Source organism: Pedobacter sp. BMA, from assembly GCF_001027745.1.
Classification (GTDB): domain Bacteria; phylum Bacteroidota; class Bacteroidia; order Sphingobacteriales; family Sphingobacteriaceae; genus Pedobacter.
Genome location: NZ_LECU01000009.1, coordinates 46,004 through 59,186, shown reverse-complemented (window position 1 = coordinate 59,186; position 13,183 = coordinate 46,004). Strand labels below are relative to the sequence as shown.

Genomic DNA, 13,183 nt, shown 5'->3' with positions numbered 1-13,183 from the left:
AATAGATTGAAAAGGATGAACTTAGTCTATAAAATAGAAGATGATATTATCATTTCTGACCAACCTTCACATCCGAAGGAAGAAAAGTCCAAATTTAAAGTTGAAAATCATAATAGATTAATCATGGAATTCGAAGGTGCTAAAACGATGTTTATACGGGCTAAGAAGAAGTGGAATTTGTTCAATAAGATATTTGGATAATAGCCTCGATCTAAGTAGTATTGATAGCCTAAAGGCAATTTCGTAACACAGCCTTCTTAGGAATCACCAATAAAGTACAAACCAAAAAGAAGTTTACCGGTCACAATACATGATCATATCTCCAATTTTGTGAACCAGCTCATCACAAATGAGGTCGCCGGTATGCCACTGAATAAAAGGTGAATCGTTTAAAAAGCTGGTGTACATGATGCCGATATATTTTCCATCAATGCTAACGTGATATTCGTTTTCTCTTTCGGCAGTAACGCCGATTTCTAAACTATCGTATCGAAGTTATAGATCTCCATTAAAATATAATTGGCTGATGATTCCATCCCCTACCCTGGTTAAATAAAACTGCTATCTATTTATTCATTTTAACTATCCTTTTTTCAATTTGTGTATCGTACTCTGTGATGATATCAATGAGGGGTTGCAGGTCGCCCGCACAGTAATCGGGATTGTAATTTTGAAAAACCACCTTCCAGCCTGTAGTGTACTTAATGATGCTGCCATAGTAAAAGTTGTTTATCATTAAATGATAATTACCACCACCTCCGTTCGGTGCAGATATTTCAACAACTTTATCTCCATCAGGAAAAGCACCGATAAACTTTATTGAGATAAGATATGACATACTTTTAAATTAACAGCACAAAGTATGCTAACTTTTTTAGTAAAAGCAAAATAGTTTATGAACAATCTACAGTGCTTATCGATGCGTAGTGATCAGGTTTTCTACTTTTAAATCATGGTTTCCGGCAAGGGTACCAATACCTCGCCTGCGAATTTCAGCTATGACTTCATTTGGCCACACGTTGTAACCAACCAGATCGCCAAGAAAGTATACAGCATCGGGCGTCTGCTAGTACAGATCTTCCAGCATAGCCTTAAAAGCTGAAAGGTTGGCATGTACATCCGGAAAAAGCGCATTTTTAATTATTGTATTGTTTCTATGGTTTTGGAAGGATAATATTTCTTTCGGAAGTAAAAAGCAAGATTCACCAGGGCAATTAATGCCGGAACTTCCACCAAAGGGCCGATCACTCCGGCAAATGCCTGACCTGAATTAATTCCAAAAACGCCAATAGCTACTGCAATCGCCAATTCAAAATTATTTCCAGTTGCGGTAAATGCAATAGAAGCACTCTTGGAATAGTCTGCGCCAAAATAACGTCCTGCAAAGAAGCTCATGACAAACATGATGGAAAAGTAAATGACCAATGGAATAGCAATTCTAACCACATCTATGGGTATGTGAACGATTAATTCTCCTTTTAAACTGAACATGATGACAATAGTGAAAAGTAAAGAAATAAGGGTAATGGGCGAAATCATGGGTACAAAAACATCATTAAACCATTCTTTTCCCTTTAGACTAATTATTGCATATCTTGATAGAATTCCAAGCGCAAAAGGCAGACCTAAATAAATCGCAACACTTTTGGCGATCTCGCCAATTGTAATGTTTATTTCTAATCCTTTTAATCCAAAATAAGGGGGCAGTACCGTAATAAAAATATAGGCAAATACACTGTATAGCAAGACCTGGAAAATGCTGTTCAAGGCAATTAGTCCTGCTGCATATTCCCTGTTTCCTTCGGCAAGTTCATTCCAGACCACTACCATGGCAATACACCTGGCAAGTCCAATCAGAATTAGTCCAACCATATATTCAGGATAATCCTTTAAAAAGATGATGGCTAGGAAAAACATCAACAATGGCCCAACTACCCAGTTTAGTACCAGCGAGACGCTTAATACTTTAATGTCTTTGAATACTTCACCCATTTTTTCATAATTCACCTTTACAAGCGGAGGGTACATCATCAGAATCAGTCCGGTAGCTAAAGGAATGTTGGTGGTGCCGCTGGAAAAGGAATTGATAAAATCAGATGATGAAGGCACAAAATAACCAATGCTCACTCCAAGAACCATGGAGATAAATATCCATAATGTCAGATACCGGTCAAGGAAACCAAGCTTTTTTCTTTCGGACACCGGGGCACAATTATTTGCACTCATATAATTACCCCGTAATATATTTGCTTATAAAATCAGCAGAATAAACTTTAATCAGGTTTCTAACCCTTCTGAATTCGTCCATGATTTCTTCTGGCGTTCCTTTTGCTTTTGCAGGATCCGGAAAGTTCTGGTGAAAGCGCTCTACCTTTCCGGGAAAATAGGGACAAGCCTGATTTGCATTGTCACACACGGTAATCACTGCATCAAAAGGAATAGACAGGTAATCATCCACATGATTGGAAGTATGAGATGAAATATCAATGTGGTCTTCTGCCATTACCTGAACCGCTTTTGGATTTACGCCATGGGTTTCTATTCCTGCACTATAAATATTGGCTTTACCTTCTGCATAATGACGCAGGTAACCTTCAGCAAGCTGGCTTCTGCAGCTATTTCCTGTACACAGGACTAATATGTTTTTCAATTTTCTTTAAATTAAAGTTTGACCGAAGAAACTAAAATCCTAATCCCCATGATCATTTATTTAGCAACAGCCACCACCTGGAGTGCATGCATTTGCAGCACCTGTTAGGTTTACCATTTCAAGTTTTTCTTTCTTTTCAGGAATGCCGCATTTGTCAATTGCCAGGCAAGCAGTCGTTTTAGAGATTAAAATAAAGTTATCCCCATCAAACGCAAGGTCATATTTTCCAATGGTCTCAGATTGGTATTCTACTTCTATATCAAGGTCTTCCATGCCAATTACCCGCTCTGATAGGGAAATGATGTTCAATAATTTCCCTGCTTTTAAACGGTGCTCAAAATCATTGGCATCCCAAAGCTGGAAATTTGCGACTTTTTCATGACGCACAGTACCACCGCAGTCTATAAAGTCTTTAGTGATCACGCCCACTTCTGTAATATGAAAGTGTTCAGGCACAACCTGACCATTCTCTAACTGAAAATTAACACTTTCTTTTTTAGCCAGGATTTCTTTAATTTCTGATAGTTTCATAACGATATTTTAATATTGCAATTTAACGATTGATTTGATTAAAAAAAGCTAACAGCAGCTAGCCTCTTGTTTATAAGCACCTAGAAATGCACTCATTTGAGTTTCTATTGATTTCCACGTTACCGGATTAATACAGTAACAAACACTCACTCCTTCAATTGTACCCTGGATGATTTCAGCATTTTTGAGTTCTTTTAGATGCTGTGAAATTGTTGCCTGGGCAAGACCAAGTTCATCTACCAGATCACCACAAATGCATGTATTAGAACTAAGGATCCTTTGCAAAATAGCAATACGGGCAGGGTGGGCTAATGCTTTAAATAAAGTAGCCAGTTGGTTTTGTTCGGTGCTGAAAATTTCTGTTCTGGTAAGTCCCATAATTATATATTGCAATATTACGATTTAATTTATTAAAGAAAATGTTTTTTAAAATTTACTTAATGTCCCCCCCCCCTTTGCGATTATTCAAACAACAACTATATCCAAAAACAATTCTACCAATCACAATGCATGATCATATCGCCAATTTTGTGAACCAGCAATACCAGATTGTGTTTTTTTCCATACTTGTAAGTGAAGTAACTACATTAAGCATAAACTAAAATTTGTACTTTAGATTTTACTATTTATCTATGTTCCCTATGATACTAAATTTGAAACAAAAGCCTGTAGCAATCTTTGTACTTCTATTAATTCTGATAGCAACAAGTTCCTTTAATAATCTGCCAAATGAGGTAATTAGGGACGATTTTAAGAAATTTTATGATAAATATAATGTACAGGGGTCTTTTGTGATTTATAACCAAAATAAAGATGAATACACTTATTATAATAAGGAACAAATTTCTCAATTCTTTACTCCTGCATCGACCTTTAAAATTTGTAATACTTTAATCTCACTTGATAGCAAAGTTATCAGTGATGAAAATGCAATCATCAAATGGGATGGTAAAGAACGTCAAAATCCGGCCTGGAACCATGACACCAATATGAGACAGGCTTTTAAAAATTCAACTGTCTGGTTCTATCAGGAGATGGCAAGAAGAGTCGGAGAAACAAGAATGAAAGAATCAATAGAACGGGCGCATTATGGTAACAAGGATATTAGCGGAGGTATTGATGCTTTCTGGTTAACAGGTAGTCTCCGGGTAACACCAAATCAACAGATCGATTTTTTGAGAAAGTTGCAAAGTGGCAAACTACCTTTTTCTAAATCGTCAATGGATATCTTAAAAGATATTATGGTTGTTGATAATAACCCAAACTACGTTTTGCGTGCCAAAACTGGATCTGGAAAGCAAGATGGTAAATATATTGGGTGGTATGTTGGTTATGTAACTACTAAAGACAATGTTTTTTATTTTTCAAATTGCATTCAAACAACAGAAAAGAATCCTGATTTCAATAATGCTCGTATTGAAATTTCGAATATTATTCTTGGTGAAATGGGTGCTTTAAAATAGGTTTTCCAGTTCGGGAGCGCTTTGAGGTACAAGCATGATGGAGCGCTTTCCTTCAATTGTTTTCTTGGCGGAAATGCGAGTACCAGAGGAATTCTATGTTGGCAAGATATCCGCCCCAATAAATTGTTGTTTTAAATTCCCTGAATATTTATATTAGCCTTACCTATTGTTGTTGTTCATTTTCATGATGGCGGTTTAATTAACTTTCTTCATCATGAGCAAACAACATTCACCAGACCCGGAATCACCTGCGGATATGGCTGTAAAGCGATATGGGCCTCAGGCGTTATTATTATTAATCATTTTTGGCTTTCATCGGCTAAGTGGCTATGTATTTTCCATGGAGCCGTCCATCACCTACTACCTCTTGCTCATTCCGAATATTCTGCTCTTCTATCACCACTTTCTGACCACAATGAGCTGTATAAAACGCAACAGAAATGAGGCGTTGATTTTAGGTTTATTGATGGTTACGGTTGAACTGTTGTCTTATTTCGGATTCTTTTCGGTAATAGTTTACACCACCGGGGCGAACTGGGCATATAAAGCAGGCACCCCCGGCAGCATTTCTTTAGGATATATGATTTTAGCAGGCTTATTTCATATATTAATGGCTACTGCGTTCTTTTACATGATTAGTGATTACTATACCGCGCAGGAAGGTATTGAAAATGGGGAATTAAGTAACGAAATCGGGAAACTGCAGGTTGAATGTGATATGCTGAAGGACCGGATTCGGCAACAAGAACAGCAGCACGAACTATGGCAACAAGGACTGAATCAAAATCGTGAGTTGGAAACGGCAGATGAAATGTTAATGGCAGAAAATAGAGCGCTCAGGAAAAAAATTACTGATGATGCGAAAACAAGACTTCGAAGGGATATGAATTTTAGCCTGATTTATGCCGCGCTTAAATTTTTCAAAGTTGAGCAGGATGAATCAAATGAAGAACTTGCAGAGGCGGTAGAAAGTTTTCATGCGATGACCAGATATGCTAGCCTTATTCACAATAAAAATGTGGTGTTATTAGAACTGGAAATCAAACAGGTAACTAATCTGATCAGATTTTATGAATTCTTAAACAAGGGTAATAGTAATATTAGAATCATATGTAAAGTAAACCCTCACAGATATAAAATTATTTCTTTAATTTATGTAAGCCTGGTATCAAAAATGCTGACCAGGGCTCAGTTAAACCGCGATGAATATACCTCTGAAATTCTCATTGATGTAAGGAAAGGTTATTTAATGTTTGTAATCAGATACATGCCGAAGGTATCAACGTTAGACGAATTGAAATGGGAAACGACAAGACTCCAAACGCGACTCAATCATTTTTACAAAGGAAATTCCTGGTTAGGAAATAGTATAGACGAACAAAAATACCTGAGAACTTCCTTATGGATTAAACTTGAGTGTTGTGAGTTAGGTTAGCGAAAACAACAACTTTACCAGGGACTTATGCCATTCGCTGCACTTACATATCATCAAAATCAATTAGGGTAATTCCTTTCCCGACAAGAATGTAGGTTTTGCTTTTTTGGGTGGCTCTGTAACACATAACCCTAATCTACAAAAATTTGGATAAACCACCAACGGGTAAGTGCAGGTTCATTAATCAGAGGCCCTTGATCATTAAGCCGGTTATGGCAGCCAGCAATATGATGTGCGGTTCTTTGATTTTCTTGCTGAAGATCAATATTATGGCGGCAACCACAGCTATTATTACAGTTGGAATATCGACAATTGCCCTACTGGCAATAATGATCACCGCACCGACCAAAGCGCCGACTACCACTGCCGTTATCCCATTCACAAACTCTTTAATGCTCGCGTTCCTGGCGATCTTTTTAAAGGACGGGGCTAAAGCCACCGTGAACAGGTAACAAGGAAGAAAGGTAGCAAACGCTGCTACACATGCACCCGGAAAGCCTGCCACCAGATAGCCGATAAATGCAACCGTAATCACAACAGGGCCTGGTGTAATCATGGCTACCGCTACCGCATCGACAAACTCCTGTTCATTCAACCAGTGATATTGATCTACCGCACCGCTGTGCAAAAAAGGAAGATCCCTGTACATGTATCCGACAAGGGCAACCGGACCTCCAAAACCCCATGTACCCAATTTTAGAAAATACAGGACCAGATCGATTAGGCTGTATCGTGCAGGTAATTTTTCCATAAACTAAAAAGCAATGCCAAATTGAAAGCCAATACCAAAAGATGAAGGCTGATCATTTCCAAATCTTACTGGAAGCGGAACAGCGACAAAATAGCTGCTGCCTTTATTCTTCTTCACCGTTTTATTGATAACCGGGGTTAGCCCATAACGCCCTGAAGTTTCAAAAGCGGCGCGTCCTGCAAAAGTAAAGCCACTGCCCAGAGCCACGAGTATACCCGGATGAAAAAGCACATTACTGACTTTGCTGCTACTATTTGTGGCCTTTATTGTTGGGACAATTTCAGTGGAGAAACCGATTTTGGCACTTTTCCAGATATTGATTCCAATGGGCATACCTACCGTATAGCTATCTTTAAAGTTGCTGTGCGTGCCTTGCGAACTAAATGTGACGATAGGATGCACGATCCCGATATAGCCGGCCAATTTGGGATAGGTTTGCGTTGTTTGCCCTGAACTGATGCAAGCGTTTATCATAATCAGGACTAAACAGATAAGAATTTTGTTTACTTGTGTTTGCATACCACAAGATTATGGGATTCTCCGGTGCTAAAATAGAACAGGATTTACTCTTGGTATGTAACTTACCTTTTGCTCCTGTTTTTCTTAAATTCTGAAGGAGTACGTCCGGTTTCCAGCTTGAAAATACGTGTAAAGTGGCTCTGGTCAGAAAATCCGGTCAGATAGGCGATCTCAGATAAGGCATAATCTGAGGTCTGGATGTACTTAATAGCTTTCTCAATTCGTATTTTACGGATGTATTCACCGAAGGAAAGATTATCAAAATATTTGGAAAATTCCCTTGATACGTAGGCCGGGTTTATGTTGAGCTCACTGGAGATTCCGGTCAGGGTCAATGCCAGGTTGGTATCGATCTGATCCTGTATAATGGTTTTCAATTCTTTAGCCCACGCGGGAATCTTGCTACCCTTGCCCTGCTTTAAAAATTTTTGATAGACATCCACCAGAAGTTGCTCCACTGGGCTTTCGGTGTGCCTCACATCCTGAAGGTGTTTGGCCCATGTGTACAATGCATCATAAATGATCATGCCTGCTTTTAGCAATTCCTGGTCATCCTTGATATTATATGCCATGCCCGCGGCAATTGCCCATAGTCCGGAAGCCTGACTTGCAAGACCATGCTGATCGGTATCTGCTCCCCTTACGATGGGCGCCATGACCTGCAAAGCAGCATCATCCAGCTTATATTTGTGAAGCAGAACATCAAAAGTACAAAGACCGTTTTTATGTGTCAGCTCCACTCCCAGTACGTCAAATGGGGTAGCGTTTAATTCACTGGCTTTCTCTATAACCGTATCGAAAGGCACGTAATAAAAAACAGCATCAGGATCAATAAAATTCCTGATCAGCCAGGGGCAGGCTATTCTGTCAATCTTTGGTCTTTCTCGGGTGATCCAGTTCATGATCCAAAACTAATTAGAAATAATGAGATATGATCTGTCATCAAATGATGTAAATGCCATAAGCCGGGATTTAAACGAGTTAAATGACAACTACCTCCACCTCCGTTCGGTGCAGATCCTTCAACAACTTTATCTCCATCAGGAAAGGTCCGACAAACTTTATTGAGATAAGATGTGACATACTCTGGCAAAGATTAAATCGTGAATATCACTGCCGGCTGTTTTTGAATACTGACCGTCTTGCTTGATGATGTACCCTTTAAACGTTTGGTGGATGCTGATTCTAAAAAGCGTTTTATCGCCTTTTACTGGTTCAATACTGATCAGGTCGGACCCTATTTTAATTTCTCTTTTTTCGGTTGCTGCTTTAATATTCATTATTTGTATTTATCTTTTGATTTTGCCTGGTAGTAATTGATAACGCGTTGTGAAAAGACCTCTCCCCGCTCACGAAGCTCTTTTGTTTCAGCCTCGAACTTTGCTAACTTATCGGCTAATGCTTTGTGATAGGCTTTGATGCCTTTATTGGGATCGATGATTGAAATGTTTTCGAGTAAGGTTCTGAGGTTGAAGTTGGTATCCCTGTGGTTTGAATACTTTTCGTAAAATTCTTCAGGAGTGTACCAGGTATTGTTTAATTTATTGTAGAGCCAGCAGTTAGCCCTTTTTGCTTCACCCACTATCGCCATACTGGTAAACACGCCTACTTGTTTATCAAAATCGCTTTGCTGATTTGTACCGTTCACAATTTTCATAAAACAAAGTTTGCTAACTTTTTTAGTAAAAACAAAATAGTTTATAAACAATTTATAGCGCTTACTAATGCTAATAAACAAAATGAAAATATAGGGTTGGTATCCTGTCCATTAGAAACAATTTGATTCACTGAAATTGCCTATCACGGTGGGGTGCTTCATCTATGTTCAAGGATGCAAACGATTTGCACGGAATATAATGCGGATCTGGTTATTTCTGAAAGTATATATCAAAATACGCTGCAAAAAAATCAGTTTGCCTTTTCACCCATTGCGGATATTGAAGTTAAAGGAATCTCCAAAAAACAATTGGTGTATCAAATAGAAAAGGCTAAATAAGAATTAGGCAGTGAGGGAACTAAAATTTGGTTCAACTCGTTAAATATCTTACGTTTATGAATTCGGCGATGCAGGGTCAAATACATTGGTTGTTCCAGTCAAGAGAGCAATTAGGGAATAAAGGAAAATAGGACAAAATTTTAGGCAGAAAGATCTTGCCCATGCACAGAGGAGTTATTTATATAGATTGAACCAACAAAAAACATAAGAAAATAAAAATGGCAGAGGAAAGCAATATGAATGGTGAAGTAACTGACTTCCTGGATGTGCAAAACCATCCGTTTAGAAATGAAATTGAACAATTAAGGATCTGTATACTATCTTCAAACGCAGCTTTGAAAGAAAATATAAAATGGAACGGACCAAATTATTCCTTTAATAATGAGGACAGAATTACGATGAAAATTCAACCTCCAATAAAACAAGTCTCCCTTATTTTTCACAGAGGAGTTAAAAAGCAGATACAGCCCAAAGAAAAATTAATATTAAATAAAAGCAAAATGTTGGTTTGGAAAGAAAATGACCGGGCAGTTATAACTTTCAAAAGTTTACTTGACATTGAAAACGGAAAAGTAGAATTAGCAGACATCGTGGCTGAATGGCTACAGGCAACAAAAAACTAATTATCCAAAAGGTTGTTGAACAATTGAAGATTGATAAAATTCAAAGAATTGCTTTGTATTATGGCAATAGCTTTTCTAGTAATTTCCCGAGCTCGCCACCTCTCAGGTTTTTAGCAATAATTTTTCCATTAGTATCTACTAGGTAATTGGCCGGGATGGCGTTTATACCAAGTTTTTTGGCTATGTTATCCGTTCCCACAGGATTAAACAGGTTTTCCCAAACATCGGCCTTATCTTTTTCGATCGCGGCCAGCCATTTGGCCTTGTCTTTTTCCTTGTCAATTGAAACAGCCACTATATTGAAACCTTTTTTATGAAATTTTTTGTATGCAGAAATAAGATTTGGAGTTTCAGCCCTGCAGGGAGTACACCAACTGGCCCAGAAATCGATTAATGTGTATTTGTTAAATAAATCCGTACTATTTAGCAAAGTCCCTCTTGTATTAGGTAGAGAAAAAACCGGCATAAGCTCGCCAACCTCTATTCCATCTTTCGACATATTTTCTTGTACACTTAACAGGCTATCGACATATAGACCTTTTTTACTCCTCTTCACCTCGTTAGAAAATCCGCTGAACACATCTCTTAATTCCGCTACAGGCCGGAAGGGAACCATGGCATAAATAATAAATTTTTGAAGTGATACCTTCGAATCAATATTTTCCCTGATAAGGTTTAATGTGCTGTCCTTTTCCGCTAAGAAAATGGTACGCCTGACTTTCTTTCTTTCCTTTTCCCTTAACTGAGGATCTGAATATTGAGCATCAGCAATCTTAATCAAACTGTCCTCTTTCACATTAACTTGGTATTCCTGTTGAGCAAAGCTGAGGGTTACAGTGAAAAAGAGCAGTAATGTTGTGAGGTATTTCATCTTTCAGAATTTAGCTATTGATTAAATCTGTAAACACTTGCATTTTGATAAATCACGATGACCTATTACTATTTCGGGCAGTAGTTGGTAATAATACTGAAAAAAGCGAAAAAAAGCATTACAAATAAATTCAAATTTTAACTGGTTTTTTGACTTAAACAAAAGGTGTTTTGGCTAACTCCGTCTTTCAATCATTTCTAACCTTTGTATCACAAAGAAAATGAAATTTAGCAAAATTGAAAAAGTTAAGATTAACCAAGCAGGAAGCCCTCCTACCATCGAAGCACCAGAAATGGCACAACGAATAATCAAACACTTACTTACGCTGCTATTCACAAGTAGGAAAATAGAAACGCTGTGTGGTTATTACAAAAACAACAGATGAAGAATATATAAAAGAACAAACTCCTCTCAATTAGAATCCTGATAAGCAATTTATTCACGAGAAAAATAAGGTTTATGAAAGCAATTAGAATTAGCGAATTCGGACTACCGAAAGTAATGGAATTAAAAGAAATAGACAGGCCTGTACCTAAACCGGATGAAATTTTGGTGAAAGTATATGCAAGCGGCATAAATCCTGTAGATCTTGTGGTACGTGCCGGCAGTAATGCTGCACTAAGCTCCCTTCTCAGCTTGCCGATGACGCCTGGTTGGGACACAGCAGGAACTATAGAAGAATTGGGCGATGAAGTAACCGGATTTCAAAAAGGAGATGCCGTTTACGGGGTGCCGAATTTCCCCGGCGACGGGAGTTATGCAGAATATGTCGTTGCAAAGGCATCACAATTTGCAATTAAACCAAAGAATATTTGTTTTAATGATGCAGCAGGAATTCCATTGGCGGCACTTACAGCGTGGACTGCCATGTTTGAATTTGGAAAATTAAAAATGGGTCAACGGATTTTAATTCAAGGTGCATCAGGCAGTGTAGGTGGTTTTGCTGTGCAGTTTGCAAAATCAATAGGAGCTTATGTTATAGGAACTGCATCTGCAAATAACTTTGATTACCTTGAACAAATCGGCGCAGATGAATTGATCGACTACAGAACACAAAAATTTGAAGATTTAGTACAGGAAGTCGATATTGTGTTAGAAGTTTCATCGGTTCGCGATAACAATGAACGGATAAAATCTGTACAAGTGTTAAAGCAGAGTGGTATTTTTGTGAGCGTAAATACCGATTTTGCCTTTAATGATGAAGTAATTCATGCACTTAACAAAAAGAATTGTAAGGGTGAACTTTCCGCGAACCAGGCAAAAAAAGAATCTTTGGAAGAAATCGCAAAACTTATAGAGTCAGGACAGGTAAAAGTTCCACAAGGTAAAATCTTCGCACTGCGTGATGCTGTTGAAGCTCACCAGTTAATGGAAAGTAAATCTGTTAACGGGAAAGTAATATTGCAGGTAAGAGAACAGACTAATGAAGCATATTAAAACCATCAGTGAATTCCACGAATATACGAATCTGCCACAACCAGACCATCCGCTCATTAGCGTCATAAATGTTGCAGATGCACATCCGGATTCGCACGGTGGCAATTCAGAACATTTGATATTGGATTTTTATTCGATCGCTGTGAAAAGAATGCACAATGTCAAAGTAAAATACGGACAGCAACCGTTTGATTTTAATGAAGGTGTGATGTCTTTTATGTCGCCCAAACAAGTGTTTAGCATGACTGCTGACAACAAAGATAAAGAAGTGAAAAAATCAGGATGGGCTATTTATATCCATCCTGATTTTATCTGGAATACATCTTTGGCAAAAACGATCAATAATTATGATTTTTGGGGTTATACGCTAAACGAAGCGCTTTTTCTTTCTGAAAAAGAAGAGGAAACCATCAACCATATTATTCAAAATATTAAAAAGGAAACCCAATCCAACATTGACAAATTCACCAAACACATTATCATCTCTCAGATTGAAACTCTTTTGAATTACGCTGATAGGTTTTACAGCCGTCAGTTTATTACCAGAGAAAAAAGTAACCATCAGATATTGAAAGATTTTGAGGTTTTAATAAACGATTATTTTAACCGGGAAAATTTAATTGATGTAGGTTTGCCAACCGTTCAACACATTGCACAACAGTTGAATGTTTCCCCGAAATATCTTTCCAGTTTATTTCAAATGCTAACGGGACAAACTACGCAGCAACTTATACATGATAAACTGATTGAGAAAGCAAAGGAAAAATTATCTACATCACAATTGACAATTAGTGAAATCTCCTACTCATTGGGATTTGAGCATATTCAGTCATTTAGCAAACTTTTTAAGGTAAAAACAAATCTTTCGCCAAAGGAATTCAGACAGTCTTTTAACTGAAAAAGATGG

General features: G+C 37.8%; 16 protein-coding genes and 1 pseudogene. 5 read left to right on the top strand and 12 right to left on the bottom strand.

The features are described 5' to 3' along the window. Positions 1-565: 565 nt before the first annotated feature. The 6 genes and pseudogenes from AB669_RS19390 to AB669_RS19370 form a co-directional block, all read right to left on the bottom strand. Complete coding sequence (locus AB669_RS19390; RefSeq protein WP_047801013.1) at positions 566-838, bottom strand: hypothetical protein; 273 nt, start codon at positions 836-838, stop codon at positions 566-568. A gap of 75 nt (positions 839-913) precedes the next feature. After that, a pseudogene (locus AB669_RS22605) lies at positions 914-1,051 on the bottom strand (YfcE family phosphodiesterase); the annotation flags it as partial. A gap of 89 nt (positions 1,052-1,140) precedes the next feature. Continuing rightward, positions 1,141-2,226, bottom strand: coding sequence for an ACR3 family arsenite efflux transporter (gene arsB, locus AB669_RS19385; protein ID WP_047801012.1), 1,086 nt, complete (start codon positions 2,224-2,226; stop codon positions 1,141-1,143). Between the two features lie 4 nt (positions 2,227-2,230). Beyond that, positions 2,231-2,650, bottom strand: coding sequence for an arsenate reductase ArsC (locus AB669_RS19380; protein ID WP_047801011.1), 420 nt, complete (start codon positions 2,648-2,650; stop codon positions 2,231-2,233). A 60-nt stretch (positions 2,651-2,710) separates the two neighbouring features. After that, positions 2,711-3,181: a DUF6428 family protein gene (locus AB669_RS19375; protein WP_047801010.1), complete on the bottom strand. Its 471-nt coding sequence runs from the start codon at positions 3,179-3,181 to the stop codon at positions 2,711-2,713. Between the two features lie 48 nt (positions 3,182-3,229). After that, positions 3,230-3,559: a helix-turn-helix transcriptional regulator gene (locus AB669_RS19370; RefSeq protein ID WP_047801009.1), complete on the bottom strand. Its 330-nt coding sequence runs from the start codon at positions 3,557-3,559 to the stop codon at positions 3,230-3,232. Positions 3,560-3,834: 275 nt separating this feature from the next. On the opposite strand from AB669_RS19370, the gene blaOXA reads away from it, so the two are divergent. Both blaOXA and AB669_RS19360 read left to right on the top strand, forming a co-directional pair. Then, positions 3,835-4,644, top strand: a complete 810-nt coding sequence (blaOXA, locus tag AB669_RS19365; RefSeq protein WP_197082444.1) for a class D beta-lactamase — start codon at positions 3,835-3,837, stop codon at positions 4,642-4,644. A gap of 214 nt (positions 4,645-4,858) precedes the next feature. After that, positions 4,859-6,079: a hypothetical protein gene (locus tag AB669_RS19360; protein WP_047801007.1), complete on the top strand. Its 1,221-nt coding sequence runs from the start codon at positions 4,859-4,861 to the stop codon at positions 6,077-6,079. A 184-nt stretch (positions 6,080-6,263) separates the two neighbouring features. Here the strand turns inward: AB669_RS19360 and AB669_RS19355 are convergent, their stop codons facing one another. The 5 genes from AB669_RS19355 to AB669_RS19335 all read right to left on the bottom strand — a co-directional run bounded on the left by AB669_RS19355 (position 6,264) and on the right by AB669_RS19335 (position 9,006). Then, positions 6,264-6,830, bottom strand: coding sequence for a chromate transporter (locus tag AB669_RS19355; RefSeq protein ID WP_053058488.1), 567 nt, complete (start codon positions 6,828-6,830; stop codon positions 6,264-6,266). A 3-nt stretch (positions 6,831-6,833) separates the two neighbouring features. After that, positions 6,834-7,304, bottom strand: a complete 471-nt coding sequence (locus AB669_RS19350) for a hypothetical protein (RefSeq protein WP_156166801.1) — start codon at positions 7,302-7,304, stop codon at positions 6,834-6,836. A 107-nt stretch (positions 7,305-7,411) separates the two neighbouring features. Beyond that, positions 7,412-8,251: a chromate resistance protein ChrB domain-containing protein gene (locus AB669_RS19345; RefSeq protein ID WP_047801005.1), complete on the bottom strand. Its 840-nt coding sequence runs from the start codon at positions 8,249-8,251 to the stop codon at positions 7,412-7,414. A gap of 159 nt (positions 8,252-8,410) precedes the next feature. Beyond that, positions 8,411-8,629, bottom strand: a complete 219-nt coding sequence (locus tag AB669_RS19340; RefSeq protein WP_047801004.1) for a hypothetical protein — start codon at positions 8,627-8,629, stop codon at positions 8,411-8,413. Next, positions 8,629-9,006: a hypothetical protein gene (locus AB669_RS19335; RefSeq protein ID WP_047801003.1), complete on the bottom strand. Its 378-nt coding sequence runs from the start codon at positions 9,004-9,006 to the stop codon at positions 8,629-8,631. Before AB669_RS19335 ends, AB669_RS19340 begins: the two co-directional genes overlap by 1 nt. A gap of 557 nt (positions 9,007-9,563) precedes the next feature. Between AB669_RS19335 and AB669_RS19330 the strand changes: the two genes are divergently transcribed. Then, positions 9,564-9,968, top strand: a complete 405-nt coding sequence (locus AB669_RS19330; protein WP_047801002.1) for a DUF1801 domain-containing protein — start codon at positions 9,564-9,566, stop codon at positions 9,966-9,968. A gap of 58 nt (positions 9,969-10,026) precedes the next feature. Here the strand turns inward: AB669_RS19330 and AB669_RS19325 are convergent, their stop codons facing one another. Next, complete coding sequence (locus tag AB669_RS19325) at positions 10,027-10,839, bottom strand: TlpA disulfide reductase family protein (protein ID WP_053058487.1); 813 nt, start codon at positions 10,837-10,839, stop codon at positions 10,027-10,029. A gap of 459 nt (positions 10,840-11,298) precedes the next feature. Here AB669_RS19325 and AB669_RS19320 point away from each other — a divergent pair, with 459 nt between their 5' ends. Next, the gene (locus AB669_RS19320; RefSeq protein WP_047801001.1) at positions 11,299-12,276 is read left to right on the top strand and encodes an NADP-dependent oxidoreductase; all 978 of its coding nucleotides are present in this window, start codon (positions 11,299-11,301) and stop codon (positions 12,274-12,276) included. After that, complete coding sequence (locus AB669_RS19315; RefSeq protein ID WP_047801000.1) at positions 12,263-13,174, top strand: AraC family transcriptional regulator; 912 nt, start codon at positions 12,263-12,265, stop codon at positions 13,172-13,174. The genes AB669_RS19320 and AB669_RS19315 overlap by 14 nt, the downstream gene beginning before the upstream one ends. Positions 13,175-13,183 lie beyond the last annotated feature (9 nt).

Excerpts from the sequence above, each read along its gene's own strand:
- AB669_RS19390 (WP_047801013.1), bottom strand. The coding sequence starts at position 838 with ATGTCATATCTTATCTCAATAAAGTTTATCGGTGCTTTTCCTGATGGA.
- arsB (WP_047801012.1), bottom strand. The coding sequence starts at position 2,226 with ATGAGTGCAAATAATTGTGCCCCGGTGTCCGAAAGAAAAAAGCTTGGT.
- AB669_RS19375 (WP_047801010.1), bottom strand. The coding sequence starts at position 3,181 with ATGAAACTATCAGAAATTAAAGAAATCCTGGCTAAAAAAGAAAGTGTT.
- AB669_RS19370 (WP_047801009.1), bottom strand. The coding sequence starts at position 3,559 with ATGGGACTTACCAGAACAGAAATTTTCAGCACCGAACAAAACCAACTG.
- AB669_RS19360 (WP_047801007.1), top strand. The coding sequence starts at position 4,859 with ATGAGCAAACAACATTCACCAGACCCGGAATCACCTGCGGATATGGCT.
- AB669_RS19355 (WP_053058488.1), bottom strand. The coding sequence starts at position 6,830 with ATGGAAAAATTACCTGCACGATACAGCCTAATCGATCTGGTCCTGTAT.
- AB669_RS19350 (WP_156166801.1), bottom strand. The coding sequence starts at position 7,304 with ATGATAAACGCTTGCATCAGTTCAGGGCAAACAACGCAAACCTATCCC.
- AB669_RS19345 (WP_047801005.1), bottom strand. The coding sequence starts at position 8,251 with ATGAACTGGATCACCCGAGAAAGACCAAAGATTGACAGAATAGCCTGC.
- AB669_RS19340 (WP_047801004.1), bottom strand. The coding sequence starts at position 8,629 with ATGAATATTAAAGCAGCAACCGAAAAAAGAGAAATTAAAATAGGGTCC.
- AB669_RS19335 (WP_047801003.1), bottom strand. The coding sequence starts at position 9,006 with ATGAAAATTGTGAACGGTACAAATCAGCAAAGCGATTTTGATAAACAA.
- AB669_RS19330 (WP_047801002.1), top strand. The coding sequence starts at position 9,564 with ATGGCAGAGGAAAGCAATATGAATGGTGAAGTAACTGACTTCCTGGAT.
- AB669_RS19325 (WP_053058487.1), bottom strand. The coding sequence starts at position 10,839 with ATGAAATACCTCACAACATTACTGCTCTTTTTCACTGTAACCCTCAGC.
- AB669_RS19320 (WP_047801001.1), top strand. The coding sequence starts at position 11,299 with ATGAAAGCAATTAGAATTAGCGAATTCGGACTACCGAAAGTAATGGAA.
- AB669_RS19315 (WP_047801000.1), top strand. The coding sequence starts at position 12,263 with ATGAAGCATATTAAAACCATCAGTGAATTCCACGAATATACGAATCTG.